This window comes from Pseudomonas sp. xss_4 (assembly GCF_043104125.1).
GTDB lineage: Bacteria > Pseudomonadota > Gammaproteobacteria > Pseudomonadales > Pseudomonadaceae > Aquipseudomonas > Aquipseudomonas parafulva_B.
Genome location: NZ_JBICKJ010000083.1, coordinates 65452 through 89430 on the forward strand (window position 1 = coordinate 65452; position 23979 = coordinate 89430).

21 protein-coding genes and 4 tRNA genes are annotated in these 23979 nt (G+C 62.8%); 4 read left to right on the forward strand and 21 right to left on the reverse strand.

Annotation, left to right across the window (positions count from 1 at the left end):
• The 3 genes from ACF8GB_RS18005 to ACF8GB_RS18015 all read left to right on the forward strand — a co-directional run bounded on the left by ACF8GB_RS18005 (nucleotide 1) and on the right by ACF8GB_RS18015 (nucleotide 2834).
• Nucleotides 1-1041 carry an AraC family transcriptional regulator gene (locus ACF8GB_RS18005; RefSeq protein WP_392527403.1) on the forward strand — a complete coding sequence of 347 codons (1041 nt, stop codon included), beginning with the start codon at nucleotides 1-3 and terminating at the stop codon, nucleotides 1039-1041.
• 435 nt (nucleotides 1042-1476) lie between these two features.
• Nucleotides 1477-2178, forward strand: coding sequence for a 3-oxoacid CoA-transferase subunit A (locus ACF8GB_RS18010; protein WP_058637668.1), 702 nt, complete (start codon nucleotides 1477-1479; stop codon nucleotides 2176-2178).
• Nucleotides 2175-2834, forward strand: coding sequence for a 3-oxoacid CoA-transferase subunit B (locus ACF8GB_RS18015; protein ID WP_058637669.1), 660 nt, complete (start codon nucleotides 2175-2177; stop codon nucleotides 2832-2834). Before ACF8GB_RS18010 ends, ACF8GB_RS18015 begins: the two co-directional genes overlap by 4 nt.
• Before the next feature lie 49 nt (nucleotides 2835-2883).
• On the opposite strand, the gene ACF8GB_RS18020 is transcribed toward ACF8GB_RS18015, so the two are convergent.
• The 21 genes from ACF8GB_RS18020 to leuC all read right to left on the reverse strand — a co-directional run bounded on the left by ACF8GB_RS18020 (nucleotide 2884) and on the right by leuC (nucleotide 22914).
• A complete protein-coding gene (locus ACF8GB_RS18020; protein WP_058637670.1) occupies nucleotides 2884-3762 on the reverse strand; it encodes a DUF2242 domain-containing protein in 879 nt (292 codons plus the stop codon).
• Between the two features lie 196 nt (nucleotides 3763-3958).
• Nucleotides 3959-4035 (reverse strand) — tRNA-Asp (locus ACF8GB_RS18025).
• A 133-nt stretch (nucleotides 4036-4168) separates the two neighbouring features.
• Nucleotides 4169-4245: transfer RNA gene (locus ACF8GB_RS18030), tRNA-Asp, on the reverse strand.
• A gap of 98 nt (nucleotides 4246-4343) precedes the next feature.
• Nucleotides 4344-4420 (reverse strand) — tRNA-Asp (locus ACF8GB_RS18035).
• A gap of 66 nt (nucleotides 4421-4486) precedes the next feature.
• Nucleotides 4487-4562 (reverse strand) — tRNA-Val (locus ACF8GB_RS18040).
• 220 nt (nucleotides 4563-4782) lie between these two features.
• Nucleotides 4783-5556: an SDR family oxidoreductase gene (locus tag ACF8GB_RS18045; RefSeq protein WP_058605532.1), complete on the reverse strand. Its 774-nt coding sequence runs from the start codon at nucleotides 5554-5556 to the stop codon at nucleotides 4783-4785.
• On the reverse strand, nucleotides 5553-6764 hold the full coding sequence (locus ACF8GB_RS18050; RefSeq protein WP_027916499.1) for an O-succinylhomoserine sulfhydrylase: 1212 nt from the start codon (nucleotides 6762-6764) through the stop codon (nucleotides 5553-5555). The genes ACF8GB_RS18045 and ACF8GB_RS18050 overlap by 4 nt, the downstream gene beginning before the upstream one ends.
• Before the next feature lie 17 nt (nucleotides 6765-6781).
• Nucleotides 6782-8287, reverse strand: a complete 1506-nt coding sequence (gene purF, locus ACF8GB_RS18055) for an amidophosphoribosyltransferase (protein WP_058605533.1) — start codon at nucleotides 8285-8287, stop codon at nucleotides 6782-6784.
• A gap of 42 nt (nucleotides 8288-8329) precedes the next feature.
• On the reverse strand, nucleotides 8330-8887 hold the full coding sequence (locus tag ACF8GB_RS18060) for a CvpA family protein (RefSeq protein WP_392527404.1): 558 nt from the start codon (nucleotides 8885-8887) through the stop codon (nucleotides 8330-8332).
• Between the two features lie 159 nt (nucleotides 8888-9046).
• Nucleotides 9047-9703 carry an SPOR domain-containing protein gene (locus ACF8GB_RS18065; protein ID WP_392527405.1) on the reverse strand — a complete coding sequence of 219 codons (657 nt, stop codon included), beginning with the start codon at nucleotides 9701-9703 and terminating at the stop codon, nucleotides 9047-9049.
• On the reverse strand, nucleotides 9687-10994 hold the full coding sequence (folC, locus tag ACF8GB_RS18070; protein WP_182140604.1) for a bifunctional tetrahydrofolate synthase/dihydrofolate synthase: 1308 nt from the start codon (nucleotides 10992-10994) through the stop codon (nucleotides 9687-9689). The genes ACF8GB_RS18065 and folC overlap by 17 nt, the downstream gene beginning before the upstream one ends.
• The gene (gene accD, locus ACF8GB_RS18075) at nucleotides 10994-11887 is read right to left on the reverse strand and encodes an acetyl-CoA carboxylase, carboxyltransferase subunit beta (protein ID WP_058605537.1); all 894 of its coding nucleotides are present in this window, start codon (nucleotides 11885-11887) and stop codon (nucleotides 10994-10996) included. The genes folC and accD overlap by 1 nt, the downstream gene beginning before the upstream one ends.
• A gap of 218 nt (nucleotides 11888-12105) precedes the next feature.
• The gene (locus ACF8GB_RS18080) at nucleotides 12106-12726 is read right to left on the reverse strand and encodes a phosphoribosylanthranilate isomerase (RefSeq protein WP_145256428.1); all 621 of its coding nucleotides are present in this window, start codon (nucleotides 12724-12726) and stop codon (nucleotides 12106-12108) included.
• A 58-nt stretch (nucleotides 12727-12784) separates the two neighbouring features.
• Complete coding sequence (gene truA / locus ACF8GB_RS18085; RefSeq protein WP_392527407.1) at nucleotides 12785-13639, reverse strand: tRNA pseudouridine(38-40) synthase TruA; 855 nt, start codon at nucleotides 13637-13639, stop codon at nucleotides 12785-12787.
• 111 nt (nucleotides 13640-13750) lie between these two features.
• Nucleotides 13751-16366, reverse strand: a complete 2616-nt coding sequence (locus ACF8GB_RS18090) for a FimV/HubP family polar landmark protein (RefSeq protein ID WP_392527408.1) — start codon at nucleotides 16364-16366, stop codon at nucleotides 13751-13753.
• 71 nt (nucleotides 16367-16437) lie between these two features.
• A complete protein-coding gene (locus tag ACF8GB_RS18095) occupies nucleotides 16438-17442 on the reverse strand; it encodes an aspartate-semialdehyde dehydrogenase (RefSeq protein ID WP_078478227.1) in 1005 nt (334 codons plus the stop codon).
• A gap of 181 nt (nucleotides 17443-17623) precedes the next feature.
• Nucleotides 17624-18736 carry an aspartate-semialdehyde dehydrogenase gene (gene asd / locus ACF8GB_RS18100; protein WP_058637677.1) on the reverse strand — a complete coding sequence of 371 codons (1113 nt, stop codon included), beginning with the start codon at nucleotides 18734-18736 and terminating at the stop codon, nucleotides 17624-17626.
• A 62-nt stretch (nucleotides 18737-18798) separates the two neighbouring features.
• A complete protein-coding gene (gene leuB, locus ACF8GB_RS18105; RefSeq protein ID WP_023535973.1) occupies nucleotides 18799-19881 on the reverse strand; it encodes a 3-isopropylmalate dehydrogenase in 1083 nt (360 codons plus the stop codon).
• A gap of 54 nt (nucleotides 19882-19935) precedes the next feature.
• Entirely contained in the window at nucleotides 19936-20700 is a 765-nt protein-coding gene (locus ACF8GB_RS18110; RefSeq protein WP_058637678.1) for a class I SAM-dependent methyltransferase, read from the reverse strand.
• A gap of 139 nt (nucleotides 20701-20839) precedes the next feature.
• Nucleotides 20840-21484, reverse strand: coding sequence for a 3-isopropylmalate dehydratase small subunit (gene leuD / locus ACF8GB_RS18115; RefSeq protein WP_058605545.1), 645 nt, complete (start codon nucleotides 21482-21484; stop codon nucleotides 20840-20842).
• Nucleotides 21481-22914: a 3-isopropylmalate dehydratase large subunit gene (gene leuC / locus ACF8GB_RS18120; protein WP_058637679.1), complete on the reverse strand. Its 1434-nt coding sequence runs from the start codon at nucleotides 22912-22914 to the stop codon at nucleotides 21481-21483. Before leuC ends, leuD begins: the two co-directional genes overlap by 4 nt.
• Nucleotides 22915-23044: 130 nt before the next feature.
• Here leuC and ACF8GB_RS18125 point away from each other — a divergent pair, with 130 nt between their 5' ends.
• On the forward strand, nucleotides 23045-23923 hold the full coding sequence (locus ACF8GB_RS18125) for a LysR family transcriptional regulator (protein ID WP_058637680.1): 879 nt from the start codon (nucleotides 23045-23047) through the stop codon (nucleotides 23921-23923).
• Nucleotides 23924-23979 lie beyond the last annotated feature (56 nt).

Genomic DNA, 23979 nt, shown 5'->3' on the forward strand with positions numbered 1-23979 from the left:
ATGAGCCGCCCGCAGGTAAGGCTGGGCGACCTGTCGGTAGGCTTCGTGCAACCCTTGGCGGACGCGATTCGACGGCTGGGCCACGACCCTGCACCCTTGCTCGAACGCTATGGCCTGGACACGGCGCGGCTGGCCCAGGCCAATGCGCGCCTGTCGATACCGCGCTACATGCACCTGGGCCACGCCGCCATCGCATTGTGCGCCGAACCTGCACTGGGTTTGCAGATTGGCCAGTTGAGCCGGCTGGCCCATACCGGGCTGGCCGGGGTCACGGCAGCGCAAGCGCCAACCCTGGGCGAGGCGGCGCGCACCTTGCTGCGCTTCGAACCGCTGTACGCCTCCAACTATCGAGGCCACTCCACCTACTGCGAAGATGGCGAAGGCGCCTGGCTGCGTTTTTACTCCATCAGCCCGTACAACGCCTACAACCGCTTTGTGGTCGACTCGCTGCTCGCCGGCTGGCTGGCCCAGCTGGGCGACCTGGTCGGTACGCCAGTGGTGGCCGAGCGCGTGGACATCGAGTTTGCAGCCCCAAGCTACGCCCCCCTCTATCAGCCCCTGTGCAGCGCGCCGGTCCGCTTTGCCGCCGAGTGCAACCAGTTGCGCCTGAGCCGCGCCACGCTGCAACTGCCAAACCCCAGGCATTGCCCCAGCACCTGGCATCAACTGCTGACCGTAAGCGAGGCACACATGCAGCAGCTGACGCGCGTGCGTAGCCTGGGCGAACGCATCACCCACCTGCTCGGGCCGCTGCTCAATGGGGGACGTGAGCCGGAGCTCGACGAAATTGCCCTGCAGCTTCAACTGCCGCCCTGGACGCTGCGGCGCAGGCTGGCAGAAGAAGGCACGCGTTTTCGTGACCTGTTGAACGGCACGCGGCGTGACCTGGCCGAGACCTACATCCGCGATACCCAGTTGAGCTTCGGCGAAATCGCCTACCTGCTGGGGTTCGCTTCGGCAGAGGCCTTCCAGCGCGCGTTCAAGCGCTGGACTGGCCTTACGCCTGGCACGTACCGCCGCACGCAGCGACGCGGGGACTAGAGTTCGGTTGCGTCTTCTGCCGGTTCGGGCGTGTCCATCTCGTGGGCCTGAAATTCCAGTAGCTCTTCCTGGTAATCGTCCATCTTCCTGCGTCCTTATCCGAATACGGGTTGCTGAGTTCGTCGGCACCTTAGCGGTGACATGACATGGGGGTGACGTGACGATGCTTTTCGCGCCGTGCGCCCTCTTGTATCAGGAACATGGACCTGTGGACGGGCGCGTTCGTTTAATCCAATACGTCCCTAACACGGACCGACGCGGCGCGCGCTTGCAACAATGGTTCGGTAATCGCCCAGAAACTGCCTTGACCACTGCGCCCATGGCCCGGCTTGCGGCAAGCTAGCTCACGTTCATCCCCCAACAAGCGCCAGCCAGTGCTGGGCGCATCGTGCACTGCACGATGGCATTTTTAAAAGCATCGACGGGAGCTACGCCTTGATCGACAAGACCCATGCAACCATTGCCAGCGCCGTGGCGGGCATCACCGATGGCTCGACCCTGCTAGTCGGCGGCTTCGGTACCGCTGGCATGCCCTCTGAGCTCATAGACGGGTTGATCGCCACGGGTGCACGCGACCTGACCATCATCAGCAACAATGCTGGCAACGGCGACACCGGCCTCGCTGCATTGCTCAAGGCCGCACGCGTGCGCAAGATCATCTGTTCGTTCCCGCGCCAATCCGACTCGTATGTTTTCGACGCCTTGTACCGGGCTGGCAAGATCGAGCTGGAGGTCGTACCGCAAGGTAACCTGGCCGAGCGCATTCGCGCGGCAGGCTCTGGCATCGGCGCCTTCTTTTCACCCACCGGCTATGGCACCTTGCTCGCCGAAGGCAAGGAAACGCGGGAGATCGACGGTCGCCAGTACGTACTGGAGATGCCGTTGCATGCCGATTTCGCCTTGATCAAGGCGCACAAGGGTGATCGCTGGGGCAACCTGATCTACCGCAAGGCCGCCCGCAATTTCGGACCGATCATGGCCATGGCTGCCAAGACTGCAATCGTCCAGGTCGACCAGATCGTCGCGCTGGGTGAGCTGGACCCGGAGCATATCGTCACACCGGGCATCTTCGTGCAACGCGTGGTGGCGGTCCCGGACGCCGCCCATCCAATCACCCATTCTGAGGCCCGTCCATGACCATCACCCAACGACGCTCGCGTGAGGCAATGGCCCAGCGCGTTGCAGCCGACATCGAGGAAGGTGCCTACGTCAACCTGGGTATCGGCGCACCCACCCTGGTCGCCAACTACCTGGGCGACAAGGAAGTGTTCCTGCACAGTGAAAATGGTGTACTGGGCATGGGCCCAAGCCCTGCGCCAGGCGAGGAGGACGATGACTTGATCAACGCTGGCAAGCAGCATGTGACGCTGCTGACCGGTGGCGCCTATTTCCACCATGCCGATTCATTTTCGATGATGCGCGGTGGGCACCTGGACATCGCCGTGCTCGGCGCTTTCCAGGTTTCCGTAAACGGCGACCTGGCTAACTGGCACACCGGCGCCGAGGGGTCGATCCCGGCAGTGGGCGGCGCGATGGACCTGGCCACCGGCGCCCGACAGGTGTTCGTGATGATGGACCACCTGACCAAAACCGGCGAAAGCAAACTGGTGAGCAAATGCACCTACCCGCTGACAGGCATTGGTTGCGTGAGCCGCATCTACACGGACCTCGCGGTAATGGACGTGACACCAGCGGGGCTCGAAGTGGTCGAGATTTGCGCGCAAATCACGTTCCAAGCGCTGCAAGAACTCAGCGGCGTGCCGCTGATCGACCGGTCTGTCAAACCTGGCTAGGGCCTGGCCGCCTCGACGCCCGAATCGTGGCGGCACCGGCCCTGCAGACTCATGGCGTCGAGGGCTGGCCTTGAGGGGCCGTTTGATCCTGCGGGGCTGGCGTGACCGGCTCAGCCTGCTGCACCTCGATGGGTGCTGCATCGGCGGGAGGCGCGACGGGCTGCGAGCTCAGTTGATCCCCACTGGCAGGTGCCTGGACAGTCTGCTGGTCGGGCGCGAACGCGGCGGGTGAGGCACCGTCCTTGGGGGCCGTGTCTGGCGCAGCCGGTGCAGCCTCGACCGGTACCGGCGCCGGGCTGGCCGCAGCCTGCTCCGGCAAGCCCAGTTCCACCGCAGGCTTCTCGGTCTTCGGCGCGGGTTGTTCGGCCTTGGGCTGGCTCAACGATTGCGCCTTGGGCTTGGGCTTGGGCAGGTAACTTTCCACCAACGCGAAGTAGCGGTCGTAAAACTGCGCGGCCGTGACTGTCTCACTGGCGACTTTCACCATCGAGTCATCGCTCGAGCCAATCGGCATCGACACCGAACCCAGCACCCCTACGCCCAAGCTTGCCGATGTATTGGACTTTTTCAGGGCATAGCGGTCCTGCAGGGCATTGGCGAACATGGTCGAGTGCTGTTCGTCGCTCGCATCCGGGGCACACGTGACGTTGAAGCTGATCTGCAGGTGGTTATCGCTGTTCTGCTGGAAGCTCTTGTTGCCAACCACCTGGTTGGGGCCGCTGCTGGTGATGATATAGCCTTGGCTGAGCAACGCACGGCGGGCCGCTTCGCAGGAGTTGGCATCACCTACGGGAAAGCTGCGCGAGAACGTGCCTGAGTCATCGAAGTTCTCATGCTCGTACACCGCAGGTTTCTTGGACGCACAACCGCTCAGTACGGCCAACAGGGCGGCCAGCACGAGCGCACCAGAAACGGAAGATCTTGTCATCGAGGGTTCCGGGTATTTCAAGAAGGTGCCTATTGTGCAACACAGCAGCCAGGTACAGGAACCACTGGTCGGTGAAGTACCCGCAAGGTTTCATGCAGGCGGCAAGGTAAATACGGCAAACGCCAAAAACGCAAAAAGCGACCCGAAGGTCGCTTTCACGTAGCGCCAAGGTGTTCAAAGGCCCTTGGAGCGAAGATGGCGCAGCGGACGGGACTCGAACCCGCGACCCCCGGCGTGACAGGCCGGTATTCTAACCGACTGAACTACCGCTGCGTATCATTCAGGCTTACGCCCGATTGAAACTTGGGTCTACCCACCAGATAAGCTGGGGGAAGGCATGAAAAACGGTGCAATGACCATTCGTTCATGGGTGCCTCAAGGTGTTCTAGGGACCTTGGAGCGAAGATGGCGCAGCGGACGGGACTCGAACCCGCGACCCCCGGCGTGACAGGCCGGTATTCTAACCGACTGAACTACCGCTGCGTATCGTTCAGGCTTGCGCCCGATTGAAACTGGGTCAGCCCAAGGTGCTGGACCTTGTGGCTTCAGACCGGCGACAAGCACCCATCTGTTAATCAAAATGGCGCAGCGGACGGGACTCGAACCCGCGACCCCCGGCGTGACAGGCCGGTATTCTAACCGACTGAACTACCGCTGCGCAGTGCATTCCTCTCTGGCTGTTAGCTTCTTGCGAAGCCTTGAGCGTCAGGAACATCTCAGGAAGTGGTGGGTGATGACGGGATCGAACCGCCGACCCTCTGCTTGTAAGGCAGATGCTCTCCCGGCTGAGCTAATCACCCTCGCGATGTAACGTGTTGCGTTTGCTTCGCTGAGGCCGCGAAATTTACGCAGGTGACGACGCTAAGTCAATAGCCCTGTTGAGTTTTTTTCCAACTCGCAGGTGCGGCTAACGCTAACCCAGTGCAAAGCCGAGCACACCTTGATTTGTGCCCAGCCAAGCCCGGGCACGAAAAAGGGACCTTGCGGTCCCCTCCTCTTCTGGTCTGTCCAAAAGGGCCTTCAGGTGTAAATCATCTTGCGGGTCATGCCGCCGTCGACCACGAACTCCTGACCGGTCACGAACGCTGCTTGCCGGGACAGCAGCCAGGCGACCATCGCTGCAACGTCCTCGACGGTGCCCACGCGACCGGTGGGGTGCTGGGCGTGGTCAGCATTGCTCAACGGCTCGGCACGGCGCTGAGAGGGATCCCGGGCATCGATCCACCCCGGGCTCACGGCGTTGACACGAATCTCCGGGCCCAGGCTGATGGCCAGCGCATGGGTGAGTGCCACAAGGCCCCCTTTGCTGGCGGCATAAGCTTCAGTGTCAGGCTCGGACTGCCGCGCCCGCGTGGACGTCAGGTTGACGATGGCGCCATTGTGCGCGCGCAGGTAAGGCGCACAGTGCTTGGCCAGCAGCATCGGGCCATTGAGATTGACGGCCAGCACGCGGTTCCATTGAGCCAGGCTCAGGCTTTCAAGCGTCTGGCTGTGGGGGTTGGCAATCGCAGCATTGCACACCAGCGCGTCAAGCCTGCCAAATTGCCCGAGCACCTCGGACACCCCGGCACTGACCTGGGACTCATCTGCCACATCCATGGTGATGAACCAGGCGTTATCCCCCAGGGCCTTGGCCGCTTTCGCCCCCCGCTGGCGGTCGAGGTCACTGAGCACCACCTGCCAACCTTCGCAGATCAGCCAGGCGGCGATGCCAAGGCCGATACCGCGCGCAGCACCGGTGACCAAAGCGACCCGGCCGTTGTGGCCGGGCGTGTTGAGACCAATTTCGATCACAATGCCGCCAGTCCACGCGCCAGGTCGGCCTGCAGATCCGCCACGTCCTCCAAGCCCACGGCCACACGAATCAGGCTGTCGCGGATGCCGGCAGCCGCACGTTCCTGGGGCGTCAGGCGGCCGTGGGAGGTGGTGGCCGGATGAGCGATGGTGGTCTTGCTGTCACCCAGGTTGGTGGTGATCGAAACGACCCGTGTAGCATCGATGAAGCGCCAGGCCCCTTCCTTGCCGCCCTTGACTTCGAAGCTCACCACAGCGCCGAAGCCACTCATCTGGCGCTTGGCCAATTCGTGCTGCGGATGGCTTGGTAGGCCGGCGTAATGCACTTTTTCAATACCGTCCTGCTGTTCCAGCCATTGCGCCAGTGCCTGAGCACTCTCGCAGTGAGCCCGCATACGCAGACGCAGCGTCTCCAGGCCCTTGGTGAATACCCACGCGTTGAATGGGCTGAGCGTCGGGCCTGCCGTGCGCAGGAAACCGACCACTTCCTTCATCTGTTCGGCACGGCCTGCCACTGCACCGCCCATGCAGCGGCCTTGGCCATCGATGAACTTGGTGGCGGAGTGGAAGACGATGTCGGCACCGAGTTTGAGCGGTTGCTGCAAGGCCGGTGTGCTGAAGCAGTTGTCGACCACCAGCATGGCCCCACGGGCATGGGCGATTTCGCTGAGCGCAGCGATATCGACCAATTCGGCCAGTGGGTTGGACGGCGACTCGACGATCAGCAGCTTGGTATTGGCCTGTATGGCCTGCTCCCAGCCGGCAAGATCGACCAACGGTACGTAGTCCACCTGCAAGCCGAAGCGCTTGAAATACTTCTCGAACAGGCTGATGGTCGACCCGAACACGCTCTGAGAGACCAGTACGTGATCGCCTGCACTGCACAGCGACATGACCACGGCCAGAATCGACGCCATGCCGGTGGAGGTGGCCACGGCCTGCTCGGCACCCTCCATCGCCGCCAGGCGCTCTTCGAATGCCCGTACGGTCGGATTGGTATAGCGCGAATAGACATTGCCCGGGGTTTCACCGGCAAAACGCGCAGCCGCATCGGCAGCTGTACGGAACACGTAGCTGGAGGTCAGGAACAGCGCTTCGCTGTGCTCGGCCTCCGGTGAACGGCACTGACCGGCGCGCACTGCCAGGGTGTCGAAGCCGACACCCTCCAGGTCGCTGTCCAGTCGCCCGGCATCCCATTGATCGGTCATGCCATCGCTCCCTGAAATCAGTTGTTGTAGAGGTCGATGATTGCGCTGACCGCCTGCGTCTTGACCTTGGCCAGGTCATTGCGGGCCTGCTCGATGCGGTCAAGGTAGGCTTCGTCGATATCGCCAGTGACGTACTCACCGTTGAATACCGCGCAATCGAAGTGCTCGATCTTGATCTTGCCGCCACCGACCGAATCGATCAGGTCAGGCAGGTCCTGGTAGACCAGCCAGTCGGCGCCAATCAACTCGGCCACCTGCTCGGTGGTGCGGTTGTGGGCGATCAGTTCGTGAGCGCTCGGCATGTCGATGCCGTAGACGTTGGGGTAGCGCACTGCAGGGGCTGCGGAGCAGAAATAGACATTCTTGGCGCCGGCCTCGCGCGCCATCTGGATGATCTGCTTGCAGGTGGTGCCGCGCACGATGGAGTCGTCAACCAGCATGACGTTCTTGCCGCGGAACTCAAGCTCGATGGCATTGAGCTTCTGGCGGACCGACTTCTTGCGGGCAGCCTGGCCCGGCATGATGAAGGTGCGGCCGATGTAGCGGTTCTTGACGAAGCCTTCGCGGAATTTCACGCCCAGGTGGTTGGCCAACTCAAGCGCGGCCGTGCGGCTGGTGTCCGGAATGGGGATGACCACGTCGATGCCGTGGTCCGGGCGTTCGCGCTGGATCTTGTCGGCGAGCTTCTCGCCCATGCGCAGACGCGCCTTGTACACCGAGACACCGTCCATGATCGAGTCCGGGCGGGCCAGGTAGACGTGTTCGAAAATGCAGGGCTGCAGTTTCGGCGCCTCGGCACACTGCTTGGTGTACAGCTGACCTTCTTCGGTGATGTAGACCGCCTCGCCTGGCGCCAGGTCGCGAATCAGGGTGAAGCCGAGCACGTCGAGCGCAACGCTTTCCGAAGCAATCATGTACTCCACGCCTTCGTCGGTGTGGCGCTGACCGAAGACGACCGGGCGGATACCGTTGGGATCGCGGAAACCGACGATGCCGTAGCCGGTGATCATGGCAACGACAGCGTAACCGCCGACGCAACGGCTGTGTACATGGGAGACCGCGGCGAACACGTCCTCTTCGGTAGGCTGCAGCTTGCCGCGAACGGCCAGCTCATGGGCGAATACGTTGAGCAGCACTTCGGAATCGGAGTTGGTGTTGACGTGACGCAGGTCCGACTCGTAGATCTCCTTGGCCAACTGCTCGACGTTGGTGAGGTTGCCGTTGTGGGCCAGGGTGATGCCGTAGGGCGAGTTGACGTAGAACGGCTGGGCCTCGGCGGAGGTCGAGCTGCCCGCCGTCGGGTAGCGCACATGGCCGATGCCGATGCTGCCCACCAGGCGTTGCATGTGGCGCTGCTGGAACACATCGCGCACCAGGCCATTATCCTTGCGCAGGAACAACCGGCCGTCATGGCTGGTCACGATACCGGCAGCGTCCTGGCCGCGGTGCTGGAGGACCGTAAGCGCGTCATACAGCGCCTGATTGACGTTCGACTTACCGACGATACCGACGATGCCACACATGCGACGCAACCCCTACTTTGATGAAACTTGAGTGAATAGCGCTCAAGGCCGGGTCGGCCCGAGCAGCTGCTCCTTGAACGGAAGATCAGACGGTGTGCTGATCGCTCCGCTGGACATCCATTGGCTGGTGAAGCCCACAACCAGGTTTTTGGACCAGTCGGCTACCAGTAGAAACCGAGGTATCAGGCGAGACTCCTGCCACCACGTGTCTTGTTGAACCGGCCCCAGGCTCAGCAGCCCGAGTGCCACGACCACCAGCAGGCCGCCCCTGGCGGCGCCGAAGACCATGCCTAGAAATCGATCGGTGCCCGACAAGCCGGTGACACGAATCAGTTCGCCGATGAGAAAGTTGAGCATCGCCCCCACCAGCAAGGTGGCGACGAACAAGATACCGCAGCCTGCGATCACGCGCATGGAGGGCGTCTGGATATAGCTTTCCAGGTACACCGAAAGTGAGCCACCGAACATCCACGCCACCGCACCGGCAATGATCCAGATGAGCAAGGACAGGGCTTCCTTGACGAAGCCGCGTTTGAGACTGATCAGTGTGGAGACGGCGATGATCGCAATGATCGCCCAATCAACCAGGGTAAATGCCACGGTGCTGCCTGCAGATCGTTGAGGCGGCGGATTTTACCAGAGCGACGAGGGCTTGGGTAAGCGGAATGTCAGTGGATGATCCAGCCAGCACAGCGAGCCTGCAGGGCACCGCCCGCAGGCTCGCTGCCTGGCACGGGACGGTGATGCCGCCCCTCGCCTTCAGCTGCGTTCCGGCTGGAAGCGCACGACAAAGCCCTTGAGGCTGTTCTGGCGGTTGATGGCATCGCGGGTGCGCTCGGCGTCGGTACGCTCGATAAGCGGGCCGACGTACACCCGGTTCATGCCACCGGCAGCACGGATATAGGCGTTGTAGCCTTGGCTACGCAAGGTCTGCTGAAGCTTCTCGGCGCCTGCCCGGTTGGACAGGCTCGCCAACTGGATCGACCAACTGACCGGCAGGCCGTTGGCGTCGAGTTTGGACGACGCGGCAGCTTTGGTCGACGTCGCAGCTGGCGCAGAAGCGGCCGGCGCCTTGGGCTCGGCCTTGGCCACGGCCGCCGGAGCAGGCTGGGCCTGCTGTGTCTGCGGCGACGGCGTGATGGGTTGGCTGGGCGCACGCGCAGGCGCTGATGACTCGTCTACCACCACCGGCGACGGGTCCGCTTGCTCCGGCAAGGCCTGGGGTTCTGGCACGGCAACAGGGTCGACCTTTACTTCAGGCAGCGACGGTGCAGCAGGCGCTTTTGGGGCATCGATGTGCACCTCACGCATTTCATCCTGCCGCGAAAACAGCATCGGCAGGAAAATCACCGCCAGCGCCACCAGCACCAGCGCACCGATCATGCGCTGCTTCATTCCTTTATCCAGCACTGCCATCTATCCCACCCTCCTGGGGATGCCGCTGCAACCATTCCAGCGCCTGAGCGACACAGAAAAACGAACCGAACAGCAGGATCTGATCATCTGCCGTGGCGTTCGCGCACTGCCCCTCCAGGGCAGCGTCGACGCTGGCATAAGACTTCACCGTGGCGCCGAGGTTCGTCAGGGCCTCTGCCAATTGCGCGGCAGGCCGGGTACGCGGGGTGGCAAGCGGCGCAACGGCCCACTCATCGACCAGGGCCTGCAAGGGCGCAATCACACCCTCGAGGTCCTTGTCGCAAAGCAAGCCGAACACGGCCAGACGCCGACCGACCAGTGGTCGGGATGCCAGACGCCGGGCCAGGTACTGCGCTGCATGTGGGTTATGCCCTACATCCAGCAGCAGTTCAACCGCGACGCCACGCCAGTGGATCACGCGCCGGTCGAGACGACCCGTGATGCGCGTCTGGGCCAATGCCTGGCTCAGCTGCGCAGGGCTCCAGGGCAGGCCGCTCAGCAGGTAGGCTTGCAGGGCCAAGGCTGCGTTTTCCATGGGCAGGTCCAGCAGGGGCAGGTCCATCAAGGCGACTTTTTCACCTTCGCCGGACGTCCCGTACCAGCTCCAGCCATGCTCGGCCACCTGAAGGTCGAAGTCGCGACCCCGCAACCGCAGCGGGGCCGCCAGTTCGCTGGCCTTGTCCAGCAGCGGCTGGGGCGGATCGAGGTCGCCACAGAGCGCAGGCTTGCCGGCACGGAAGATACCGGCCTTCTCGAAGGCTACCTGCTCGCGGGTATCGCCCAGGTAATCGATGTGGTCGACCCCGATGCTGGTCACCAGCGCGATGTCGGCGTCCACGACATTCACCGTGTCCAACCGCCCGCCCAGCCCGACTTCCAGCACCACTGCGTCGAGCTGCGAACGCTCGAACAGCCAGAACGCGGCCAGGGTACCCATCTCGAAATAGGTCAGGGAGATTTCGCCGCGTGCCGCTTCGACCGCTGCGAACGCTTCGCACAACTGCGCATCGCTGGCTTCAACGCCGTCGATGATCACCCGCTCGTTGTAGCGCAGCAGGTGCGGCGAGCTGTACACGCCGACCTTCAACCCCTGGGCACGCAGCAGCGAAGCGAGGAACGCGCAGGTCGAGCCCTTGCCGTTGGTGCCCGTTACCGTCACCACACGTGGGGCAAGCTTGCCCAACGCCAGGCGCGCCAGCACCGCCTGCGACCGCTCCAGCCCCATGTCGATGGCCGAGGGGTGCAACTGCTCAAGATAGGCGAGCCACTCGCCAAGGGTCCGCTGGGTCATCACGCGACCGCAGCCGCCTCGAGGGCTTCGACCGGTGTCTGCTGGCCGGTCATCTGGGCCAGCAGGCGCGCCAGCCGTGGACGCAGGTCGCCACGAGAGATGATCAGGTCGATGGCACCGTGCTCCAGCAGGAATTCGCTGCGCTGGAAGCCTTCAGGCAGCTTCTCGCGTACGGTCTGCTCGATGACGCGCGGGCCGGCAAAGCCGATCAGGGCCTTGGGTTCGCCAACGATGACATCGCCCAGCATCGCCAGGCTGGCGGACACGCCACCGTAGACCGGGTCGGTCAGTACCGAGATGAACGGGATGCCTTCTTCACGCAGACGCGCCAGCACGGCAGAGGTCTTGGCCATCTGCATCAGCGAGATCAGCGCTTCCTGCATGCGGGCACCGCCGGAAGCCGAGAAACACACCATTGGGCAGCGATGCTCCAAGGCATAGTTGGCTGCGCGCACGAAGCGCTCGCCGACGATGGCACCCATGGAACCGCCCATGAAGGAGAATTCGAACGCACTGACCACGATCGGCATGCCCATCAGGGTGCCGCTCATGGAGATCAGGGCGTCCTTTTCACCGGTCTGCTTCTGCGCGCCGGTCAGGCGGTCCTTGTACTTCTTGCTGTCGCGGAACTTCAACCGGTCGACCGGCTCAAGATCAGCGCCCAGCTCGGCACGGCCCTCGGCATCCAGGAAGATATCGATGCGAGCACGTGCGCCGATGCGCATGTGGTGGTTGCACTTGGGGCATACGTCCAGGGTCTTTTCCAGCTCCGGACGGTACAGCACGGCCTCACAGGACGGGCATTTGTGCCACAGGCCTTCAGGTACCGAGCTCTTCTTCACCTCGGAACGCATGATGGAAGGGATCAGTTTGTCGACTAACCAGTTGCTCATGCTTTCTTTCTCCAGTATCGGCGGGAGGGGACCAGCGTAGCCGGCCTGCCCTTCCCTTTTGAGCTCAAATGCTTAAAACGTGGGTGAAACGGCGACCCGGGTTCAGTACCCCTGCCGCGCCACCCTGAACAATTCGGTTGACCGCCCCACGCGGGGCCAGCCGGCCCACGGGCTGAGATAGCTATGGACGATGGCACGCTGCCTGCCGTCACATCTGCTCAAGCCTGTTTCACCGCGCGTACGAATGCTTCTATTCTGGCCGCATCCTTGATGCCCTTGGCTTGCTCGACCCCGCCGCTGACATCGACCGCGTACGGGCGCACCTGGGCGATCGCCTGCCCGACGTTGTCCGCCGACAGGCCACCGGCCAGGATGATCGGCTTGCCCAGGTCGGCAGGCACCAGTGACCAGTCGAACGCTTCGCCCGTGCCCCCAGGCACACCCGGCACGAAGGTGTCCAGCAAGATACCGGATGCGCCAGCATATTGCCGGCACGCAAGCTTCAGGTCGTCATCCGGACGTACTCGCAGTGCCTTGATCCACGGCCGGTGATGGCCTGCGCAATCGTGCGGGGTTTCATCACCATGGAACTGCAAAAGATCCAGGGGCACCGCTTCGAGTATTTCGCTCAGCTCGCAACGCGTGGCATTGACGAACAACCCGACCGTGGTCACGAAGGGCGGCAGCTCGGCAATGATGGCACGCGCCTGCTGTACGCTCACGGCACGCGGGCTCTTGGCATAGAAGACCAGCCCGATGGCATCGGCGCCGGCCTCGGCAGCTGCAAGAGCGTCTTCGATGCGGGTGATCCCGCAGATTTTACTGCGAACGATGCTCATGGACAGCCACCTGTTTGCGCGGTCAAAGGCGGAATCTTAGCAAATGGCGCTTCGTGCGTCAGTCCGCCAATGCATCGTAGCCCGTCAGAAAGTGTGGGCCAATGTAACGCTCAGGCAGCGCAAACGCCTCCGGGTACTCCACCTGGACCAGGTAAAGCCCGTAGGGGTGGGCCGTGACGCCACCTTCGCGGCGGTCCCGTCCCTCCAGCACCTGGCGCGCCCACTCAACCGGCCGCTCCCCTGCGCCGATAGCCATCAGCACGCCAGCAATGTTGCGCACCATGTGATGCAGGAAGGCGGTAGCCCGGACATCCAGCACGATCATCTGCCCGTGACGCGTCACCCGCAGGTGGTAAATGTGCTTGATCGGCGACTTGGCCTGACACTGGCTAGCGCGGAACGCGCTGAAATCATGGGTGCCAAGCAAACTTGAGGCAGCCTGGGCCATGCGCTCGACGTCGAGCGGGCGATGATTCCAGGTCACCTCCTCGGCCAGGTGAGCAGGCCGAATCGGGTCGTTGTAAATCACGTAGCGATAGCGCCTGGCACAAGCCTTGAACCGCGCATGAAAATCGGCAGGCATGGGCCTGGACCACACGACGCTGATGTCATGGGGCAAGTTGAAATTGGTGCCCATGGTCCAGGCACGTTCATCACGCACCGCTCGGGTGTCGAAGTGCACGACCTGCCCACAGCCATGCACGCCGGCATCGGTACGCCCTGCACAAACGACTGAAATGGGTTCGTTGGCCACTTTGGAAAGTGCCTGTTCCAACGCTTGCTGAACGCTGGGCACGCCGCTGGCCTGACGCTGCCAGCCGCGGTAGCGGGCGCCCTTGTATTCCACACCCAGGGCGATGCGCGTGCAGCCTTCGGCAGCGAATTCGGCCGAGGCGGTGTCGATGATGTCCAAGAATCTGCAACCTGTTGGTGAACCAAATGCCGGGGATTATAACGACAATGGCAGCCGTTCAGGGCTGCCATCAGGTTCACGCGTTACAACCCAAGGGCTTCACGCGAGGGCCTAGACCAGACGCGAAAGCATGTCCTCTGCTTCCTCGCGCTGACGCTCATCGCCATCCTTGACCACTTCATCGAGGATGTCGCGGGCGCCCTGGTGATCACCCATATCGATGTAGGCGCGGGCCAGATCGAGCTTGGTGGCCACTTCGTCGGCTCCGGAAAAGAAGTCGAAATCCAGGTCGTCGATCGGTTCGAGCTCAGGTTGCGCAGCGGCGTCCTCGGCAGTGAAGTGCGGCTCCAGGGAGGGCGACTCCAGGCTCTGCGAGAGCTTGTCCAGCTCGGCGTTGACGTCATCGAGCTCGGAGGCGAACTGCTGCGCGCCTGGCGAGTCGTCCTGCAGGGACAGGTCGAAGTCCGCCGGCAGGTCGAAATCGGTGGCCGGATCGAAAGCCGGTACCGGATCGACCGTACTTGGCGCAGCGTCATCCCGACCACCTGCCCCCTCGGGCTCACCGATGTCCAGGTCGAAATCGGACAGGTCCTGGGCGGGTTGAGCTCCAGCACTGGCCTGCGCCAGCAAGGTTTCGAAGTCTGCATCGGCCGGGTCTTGTATCTGCCCTCCTGCAGAGAGCGCCTCATCGGCCGGGTCGGCAGCCGATGTCGCGGGCTCGGGAGAGGGGTCGTCCAGGCTCAAGTCGAAGTTGTCCTCCAGCGCCTGATCATCCAGCGCCGCAGTGTCGAGCGTCGGAATATCGTCGAAGGCGTCCGGCCCGGCGGCGGCCTGTGTGTCCGACTCTGCTGGCTCTGCATGCGGTGAACCTGGCTGATCATCGAGCAGCCCTTGCACATACTGCTCGTCTAGCTTGGCTGCCAAGGCAGCAGCCCCCACGCCGGCTGCGGCGAGGGCCAACATCGCCGGGTAACGCTCGCGAAGGCTGGCCACTTCTGCCGTGTTCCCGGCCGTCGCCGGCAACTGGCGCTCCTGCTCGGCGAATGCGCTTTGATCACCTTGGCGGGCATAGACCTCCATCAACTTCAAGCGCAGGTCATCGCGTCTGGGCGCGCTGGCAACTGCAGGCTCCAGCAGCTCGGTGGCGCGGTTCAGGCGGCCTTCGGCAATGCACGTGTCCGCCTGTGCCAACAATGGCCCATAAGGGTCTGCCGCAGGCTCACGCACAGGCTGTGCAGCCGGTTTTTCAGAGGCCGCTGCGGCTGCCGCTGAGGCGGCGACTGCGGCTGGCGACAGCGTAACGGTCGGGGACACGACTTCTACGCCATCAAGGCTGTCGTCCTCTGGATCGAAACCCTCGATCTGCTCCTCCTCCAAAGCGCGCGCCATGCGCAAATGCTTTTCGGCTTCCTGTTGGGCCCTGCGCTTACGCGCCAGCAGCCAGAGCAGCAGCGCCAGGACCAAGACGGTAGAACCGGCGATCAGCCATAGCAACCAGCGGCTTGCGAGCACGTCGTCCAGGGTGCTGCCCGACGGAGCTTGTGCGGCGGGTTGAGCGTCTGGCGCAACCGAGGGCGCTGGCGCGATCACGGGTTGATCGGGAACGGTCGGCTGGCTCGCCGTCGGCACCGGATCGGTCACAGGCACAGCCGCCTGGGACGGCGCCGGGGCCTGCTGACCGGGTTCGCCAGGGACAGTCGCTGCTGGCGCAGGGGTAGCCGCGCCTTGCGCTTCCAGCCGGGCCAACTGATCGTTCTTGAGCTCGATCAGGCGCTGCAGCTTGTCCAACTGGCTCTGCAGGTCGGCCATGCGGCTTTTGAGTTCTTCGTTGTCGCGGCGACTGGTGTCCAGGCTTTCCTGCGCCACTGCCAACTTGTCGTTCAGCGCCTTGGCCTGCCCAGCACCAGGCTGGTTGCCGGGGCTGACCAGACGCAGGTTGTCGCCTTGGGCGATGGCAGCGGGCGCGGCGTCTGCGGCACCACGCCGGGTGGCGTCGAGCTGGCGGGCACGCGGCCCCAGGCGACGCCCCTCGCGCCAAGCCGCGTACTGCTCAGCGACCTCGCGATTGGCTTCGCCTTGGGCGATGCTCTGGATCTGTTGCTGATCGGGCAGGCGCAATACCTGGCCAACCTTGAGCTGGTTGATGTTATTGCCGATGAACGCATCCGGGTTCAGCGCCTGGATCGCGATCATCGTTTGCTGGATCGATCCACCCTGGGCATTACGCGCTGCGATCTGCCACAGAGTATCGCGGCGCTGGGTCGTGTAGCTGCCAGGGCCGGTGGTCGCAGCGGCGACATTGCCTGTTGCGGCTTCTGGGCCCTGGGCCTTGGCCTGATCCAGCAGGACGTTGTAGTCACGCAACAGGCGGCCTTGAGGCCACATCACCTGCACCAGGAACTTGACCACTGGCCCCGGCATGGGCTGGCTGGAGGTCACGCGAAGCACGCTTCGGCCATTGGGGTTGATCACGGGCGTGAAGCGCAAGTCCTGCAAGGCGCTCGAGAAGTTCACGCCTGCCTTGGCGAATTCCTCAGGCGGGGCCAGGCTCGGTGCCAACTGCGCCGCGGTCAGGTCTCGCACATCGAGCAGTTCGATCTCGGCCTCCAGGGGCTGGTTCTGCGCCGACTTGAGGGTCAGCTCTCCCAGGCCCAGAGCATTGGCCATGCCCGAGGACAGCGCCGAGGCTGCTGCCATGGCCAGAACCAGTTTGCGGATTCGAAGCATGAACTCTTCCCTTGTATGGATCGTCCCGAAACGTGCAGGCAGAGCAGGACAAAAGTGCCTGCCAGTATCTTTTACAGACCGTGTTTAATCAACAATTGCGCCACCTGCACAGCGTTTAGCGCCGCGCCCTTGCGCACATTGTCGGTGGTCAGCCAAAGGTTGAGCTGCTGCGCTTGATCAACACCATGGCGTACACGTCCAACATAGACCACGTCCTGCCCGACTGCGTCGCCCACCGGCGTTGGATAATCGTCCAGGTCTACCCGTTCGATGCCAGGCGCCACCTCCAACGCCTGGTTGACGGCCGCCAGATCCACGGCGTGGCGGCACTGCACGGCCACATTGAAGCTATCGCCGAAAAAGACCGGGACTTGAATGCAGCTTGTTGAAATACTCAGTTCAGGCTGGCCCAACAGCTCGCGCAGCTCCTGCACCATGCGCCGCTCCACGGTGGTATGGCCCTGTTCGTCGACCTTGCCGACCTGGGCCAACACGTTGAAGGCGACCTGGCGGTCGAAGAAGTGCGGTTCCAACGGGCGGGCATTGAGCAACTCGGCCGTTTGCCGCGCAAGCTCGTTGACCGCCTCACGGCCTTGAGCCGACACTGCCAAAGACGCCACCACCTGAACATGCTCGATGTCCAGCAAATGCTTGATCGGGGCCAGGGCGGCGGCGGCGGCCACGGCGCCTGAACAGGGGCTGGTGATCAGCGCGGGCAGCTTCAGCCCAGCCACTTGATCGGCGTTGGCTTCTGGAACGACAGCCAGTGCGTTGTCCAGGGCACCGGACAGGTCGATGACGGTGCAGCCCGCTTGCACAGCCTGGGCGGCGAAGCTGCGACTGACCGCGGCACTGGCTGCAAAGAACGCCAGCTTGACCTGCGCAAAATCGAACCCCTCGACCTCACGTACCTTGAGCTTCCTGCCGGCGAACATCACGCTACTGCCCGCCGACTCGATGCTGGCGAGCAGGTGCAGGGTGGCGACCGGGAAATCCAGCTCTTCGAGAATCTGGACCAACGTCTCACCGACGCTGCCGGTGGCACCGACGACGGCGATATCGAATGAAGGTTTCATATTGCAGGCTGCCTCTGGCGAAACGGGAGCGGCACTTTACCTGCATTACACAACCGAGGCCAACGCCGACCCGTGGCAGGGAGTCGCCCGCTGTGCGCAGGCTTCCCCTGCCACCTGCACTGCGCGCCGCAAAAAAAAACCCGCGCTGGAAGTAGCGCGGGTTCGGGTACAGATGGCTGTATCAACGTTCCAGCAGGATCCGCAACATGCGACGCAGCGGCTCGGCAGCGCCCCACAGCAGTTGGTCACCCACCGTGAACGCCCCCAGGTACTGGGAACCCATGTTCAGCTTGCGCAAACGTCCAACCGGGATATTCAGCGTGCCGGTCACCTTGGTAGGGGTCAGTTCCTGCATGCTGATTTCACGCTGGTTGGGCACCAGCTTCACCCAAGGATTGTGCTGGCTGATCATGCCTTCGATGTCGGCGATCGGCACATCCTTGTTCAGCTTGATGGTCAGCGCCTGGCTGTGGCAACGCATGGCACCGATGCGCACGCAGATGCCATCGACCGGAATCGGGTTCTTGAAGCGACCCAGAATCTTGTTGGTTTCGGCCTGCGCCTTCCATTCTTCGCGGCTTTGGCCGTTGGGCAATTCCTTGTCGATCCAGGGGATCAGGCTGCCGGCCAGGGGGACGCCGAAGTTTTCAGCCGGATAGGCCTCGCTGCGCATGGCCTCGGCCACTTTGCGGTCGATGTCGAGGATGGCACTGGCCGGGTTGGCCAGGTCATCGGCGACCGCCGCATGGGTGGCGCCCATCTGCTTGATCAGCTCGCGCATGTTCTGCGCCCCTGCACCGGACGCTGCCTGGTAGGTCATGGCACTCATCCAGTCCACCAGACCGGCTTCGAACAATCCGCCAAGGCCCATCAGCATCAGGCTGACCGTGCAATTGCCGCCGATGAAGTTGCGGGTACCGGCGTCGAGCTGGTGATCGATGACCTTGCGGTTGACCGGGTCGAGCACGATGACTGCATCATCCTGCATGCGCAAAGACGAGGCCGCATCGATCCAGTAGCCCTGCCAGCCTGCTTCGCGCAGCTTGGGAAACACTTCATTGGTGTAGTCGCCGCCCTGGCAAGTCAGGATCACGTCGAGGGTCTTGAGCTCTTCGATGGAATACGCGTCCTTGAGCGGCGCGGTATCCTTGCCCACGTTCGGGCCTTGGCCACCAATATTGGAGGTGGTGAAGAACACGGGCTCGATAAGGTCGAAATCCTGCTCCTCCAGCATTCGCTGCATGAGCACGGAACCAACCATGCCGCGCCAACCGATCAGACCTACACGTTTCATCGCAACTACACCTTTGCTAAAAGTGGGCCGCCATCGGGATTGGGGATGGCGGGCCAGAGAGATTACAGATTCCGCAGCGCTGCGACTACTGCGTCGCCCATTTCCTGCGTACCTACTTTGCGGCAGCCTTCGGAGAAGATGTCGCCAGTGCGCAAGCCCTGGTCAAGCACCAGGCTGACCGCCTGCTCGATGGCCTCGGCGGCAGCCGACTGGTCGAAGCTGTAGCGCAGCATCATCGACACGGACAGGATGGTGGCCAACGGGTTGGCGATCCCTGCACCGGCAATGTCTGGCGCCGAGCCGTGGCAAGGCTCGTACATGCCCTTGTTGTTGGCATCGAGCGACGCCGAAGGCAGCATGCCGATGGAACCGGTCAGCATGGAAGCTTCATCCGACAGAATGTCGCCGAACATGTTGTCGGTCACCATGACGTCGAACTGCTTCGGCGCGCGCACCAGCTGCATCGCCGCGTTGTCGACATACATATGGCTCAGTTCCACATCCGGGTAATCCTGTGCCACGCTCTCGACCACTTCACGCCACAGCTGGCTGGAAGCCAGAACGTTGGCCTTGTCCACCGAGCACAGCTTCTTGCCACGCACCCGCGCCATGTCGAAACCCACGCGGGCGATGCGCCGCACTTCGCTTTCGCTGTAGGGCAAGGTGTCGTAGGCCTGGCGCTCGCCACCTTCAAGTTCGCGCTGACCACGTGGGGCACCGAAGTAGATGCCGCCGGTCAGCTCGCGCACGATGAGGATGTCCAGGCCAGAGACGATTTCCGGCTTGAGCGAGGACGCATCGGCCAGCTGCGGGTAGAGAATGGCCGGGCGCAAGTTGGCAAACAGCCCCAGCTGCGAGCGGATCTTCAGCAGGCCGCGTTCAGGGCGAATGTCACGCTCGATCTTGTCCCACTTGGGACCGCCCACGGCGCCGAGCAGCACGGCATCGGCCTGGCGTGCACGCTCCAGGGTTTCATCGGCCAGCGGCACCCCGTGCTTGTCGATGGCTGCGCCACCGATCACGTCATGGGTCAGGCTCAGGTCGAGCTGGAACTTGTCATTGGCCAGCTCCAGCACCTTGACGGCTTCGGCCATGATTTCAGGACCAATGCCATCACCCGGAAGAATCAAAATCTGCTTGCTCATGCTTTCCTCTATGCATTCACGCAGCGCGGCGAATGGGGCCGCGCCGAAAAAGGCTTAACGTTCTGCCCACAGCACCAGCACATCCGTGCTGAACGAGCCATCGGCCTCGATCTGGTAATACTGCCGTACTTCTTCGCCCATGGCTTGCTGCAGTTCGCGGATGGCCAGGCGCATCAGCTCAGGGGTGCGCATGCGCTCGACCCAACTGCCGAACTCCAGGCGCAGTGACTGCCGGGCATGACTGCGAACACGCAGGCCGGCCTCGCTGACCTGGCGCTGCCACTGGGCAGCAGAGTAATTGCGAACGTGACTGGTGTCGCGCAACACCTCTACTGCTTGCAGATACGTGTCCAGCAGCGGGCTACCCGGCGACATGACGTCAATGAATGCAGCCACACCGCCTGGCTTGAGCACGCGGCGCACTTCGCGCAGCGCCAGGCCCAGGTCGCTCCAGTGATGGGCTGAGTAGCGGCTGAACACATAATCGAACGAAGCATCGGCAAACGGCAGGGATTCTGCCGCGCCACGCTCGGTCATGATATTGGTCAGCGCACGATCGGCGGCAGCGTTGGCGACGACGTCCAGCATGGACTGGGAAAGGTCGTACGCGACCACCTGCGCCACCAACGGCGCAATCTGGAAGCTGACGTGACCTGCCCCGCAGCCCAGGTCCAGCACGCGTGCGTCGACCTGCCCCTGCAACTGGGCCTGCAACAGCGCGAACTCGCTGCCTTGAGCATGCACGGCGCTGCTGAGGTAGGCACCCGCCTGATCGCCGAATTGGCGCTGAACCACATCGGTATGCTGCGTACGCGTCATTGGAATGTCCTGGTGTTGGAGTAGTCGCCGATATTGGCTCGGCCATTGCGCCAGTGGCACTGGCTTGAGCCACGGTGCGTGGGTGACGCCGCTTGCACCGACCTGCTGGCAAGCAGGCCGGCGAGCGCGCAGGCTTTAGTCAGGCGTCGCGAAACAGCCAGGGTTGCGCAGCACGGTGCTTGTCCTCGAACGCCTTGATCGCATCGCTGTCCTGCAGGGTCAGGCCAATGTCGTCCAGGCCATTGAGCAGGCAATGCTTGCGGAATGCGTCGATCTCGAAATGCAGCACCTTGCCATCTGGGCGTGTGACCGCCTGGGCCTGCAGGTCGATGGTCAGCTGGTAACCTGGCGCAGCTTCCACCTGCTTGAACAGCTCATCGACGTCTTCATCGCTGAGGATGATCGGCAACAAGCCATTCTTGAAGCTGTTGTTGAAAAAGATGTCGGCAAAGCTGGGCGCGATGATGCTCCGAAAGCCGTACTCGTCCAGTGCCCAAGGGGCATGCTCACGGCTGGACCCGCAACCGAAGTTCTCCCGCGCCAACAACACGCTGGCGCCTTGGTAGCGCTGGTGATTGAGCACGAATTCCTCGTTTACCGGGCGCTTGCTGTTGTCCTGATAGGGTTGACCTACGTCCAGGTAGCGCCATTCGTCGAACAGGTTGGGGCCAAAGCCTGTGCGCTTGATCGACTTCAAGAACTGCTTGGGGATGATCTGGTCGGTATCGACGTTGGCACGGTCCAACGGCGCAACCAGGCCAATGTGCTGAGTGAAAGCTTTCATGCTGCGCTCCCTTGGATCAACTCGCGGACATCGATGAAGTGGCCGGTGACGGCGGCTGCGGCGGCCATGGCCGGGCTCACCAGGTGCGTGCGGCCACCTGCGCCCTGACGCCCTTCGAAGTTACGGTTGGAGGTGGATGCGCAGTGCTCGCCGCTTTCCAGCCGATCGGGGTTCATGGCCAGGCACATCGAGCAACCTGGCTCGCGCCATTCGAAGCCGGCTTCGACGAATATCTTGTCCAGGCCTTCGCGCTCGGCCTGAGCCTTCACCAGGCCCGAGCCGGGGACGACGATGGCTTGCTTGACGCTGCTCGCCACCTTGCGGCCCTTGGCGATCTCCGCTGCCGCGCGCAGGTCTTCGATGCGCGAATTGGTGCACGAGCCTATGAACACGCGATCCAGGTGGATATCAGTGATCGCCTGGTTGGCCTGCAAGCCCATGTACTTCAGGGCGCGCTCAATGGAGCCACGCTTGACCAGGTCGGCTTCGGCAGCCGGATCCGGCACACGCTGGTCGACGGCAAGCACCATTTCTGGCGAGGTGCCCCAGCTGACCTGCGGCTTGATCTGCGTGGCATCGAGTTCGACCACGGTATCGAAAACCGCATCCTCATCGGAGACCAGGTCTTTCCAGGCCTGGACAGCACGGGTCCACTGCTCGCCCTTGGGCGAGTACGGGCGGCCTTCGACATAAGCGATGGTGGTGGCGTCAGTGGCCACCAACCCGACACGGGCACCGGCTTCGATGGACATGTTGCAGATGGTCATGCGGCCTTCCATCGACAACGCGCGAATGGCACTGCCGGCGAACTCCATCGCGTGACCGTTGCCACCGGCAGTGCCGATCTTGCCGATTACCGCCAGGACGATGTCCTTGGCCGTGACACCCGGCGACAGTTGCCCCTCGACCCGCACCAGCATGTTCTTCATCTTCTTGGCCACCAGGCACTGGGTAGCCAGCACGTGCTCGACCTCGGAGGTGCCGATGCCGTGGGCCAGCGCACCGAAGGCGCCGTGGGTTGAGGTATGCGAGTCGCCGCAGACCACGGTCATGCCTGGCAAGGTAGCGCCCTGTTCGGGGCTGATGACATGAACGATGCCCTGGCGCTCGTCGTTCATCTTGAATTCGACGATGCCGTATTCGTCACAGTTCTCGTCGAGGGTCTGCACCTGCAGGCGCGACACCTGGTCGACGATGGCCTCGATCCCGCCCTTGCGCTCGGGGGTGGTCGGCACGTTATGGTCGGGCGTGGCGATGTTGGCATCGATACGCCATGGCTTGCGCTTGGCCAGGCGCAGCCCTTCGAAAGCCTGCGGGGAGGTCACTTCATGGATGATGTGACGGTCGATGTAGATCAAGGACGAGCCGTCGTCACGGCGCTTGACCTCGTGGGCTTCCCAGAGTTTGTCGTAGAGCGTTTTGCCAGCCATCGGACTGTTCCTCATCAGCGTCTTTCTATGCCAAAGACCACTTGGCTTGTATGGGCGATGCTAGGGGGTTAGATTGAATAACTCAAATTCATATTTTTTATCCTTTGGATAACCAAAAGGAATTCAGTAAATGGACTTGGCCAATCTCAGCGCATTTATCGCCATTGCGGAAACTGGCAGCTTTTCCAGTGCGGCAGAACGCCTGTACCTGACCCAGCCCGCTGTCAGCAAGCGCATTGCTGGCCTGGAGCAGCAGTTGAGCACACGGTTATTCGACCGCCTGGGCCGCGAGATAACCTTGACCGAAGCCGGGCGGGCACTGTTGCCCAGGGCCTACCAGATTCTCAACGTACTGGAGGATACCCGACGGGCGCTGACCAATCTGTCAGGGGAAGTGGGGGGGCGCCTGACCCTGGCAACAAGCCATCACATCGGCCTGCACCGCCTCCCCCCACTGCTGCGGGCTTTCACCCGCCAATACCCGGCAGTGGCGCTGGATATTCAGTTCCTGGATTCGGAACAGGCCTACGATGAGATTCTGCATGGTCGAGCCGAACTCGCCGTCATCACCCTGGCACCTGAACCTCATCCCCTGATCAACGCTGTACCGGTATGGCAGGACGCGCTGGATTTCGTAGCCGCCCCGGAGCACCCATTGGCCAACAACGACGCCGTTACCCTTGCTGATGTGGCGTGCCACCCCGCCGTGTTTCCAGGGGGCAATACGTTCACCCACCACATTGTCCAGCGTCTGTTCGAAAGCCAAGGCCTGACACCGAACATCGCCATGAGCACCAACTACCTGGAAACCATCAAGATGATGGTATCGATCGGCCTAGCGTGGAGCGTGCTGCCGCGCACGATGCTTGACGAACAGGTGGCGCCCATCGCCTTGCCCGGCATTGGGTTGTCCCGCCAGCTAGGCTACATTCTGCACACCGAGCGCACCCTGTCCAACGCTGCCAAGGCGTTCATGGCCCTGCTCGATGGCCATGCGGCAAGCGCCTGAATAGCCGTCAGCCCGGCCCCTTCAAGGATGTGTCCCATGCCAAAGGTCTGGTAATC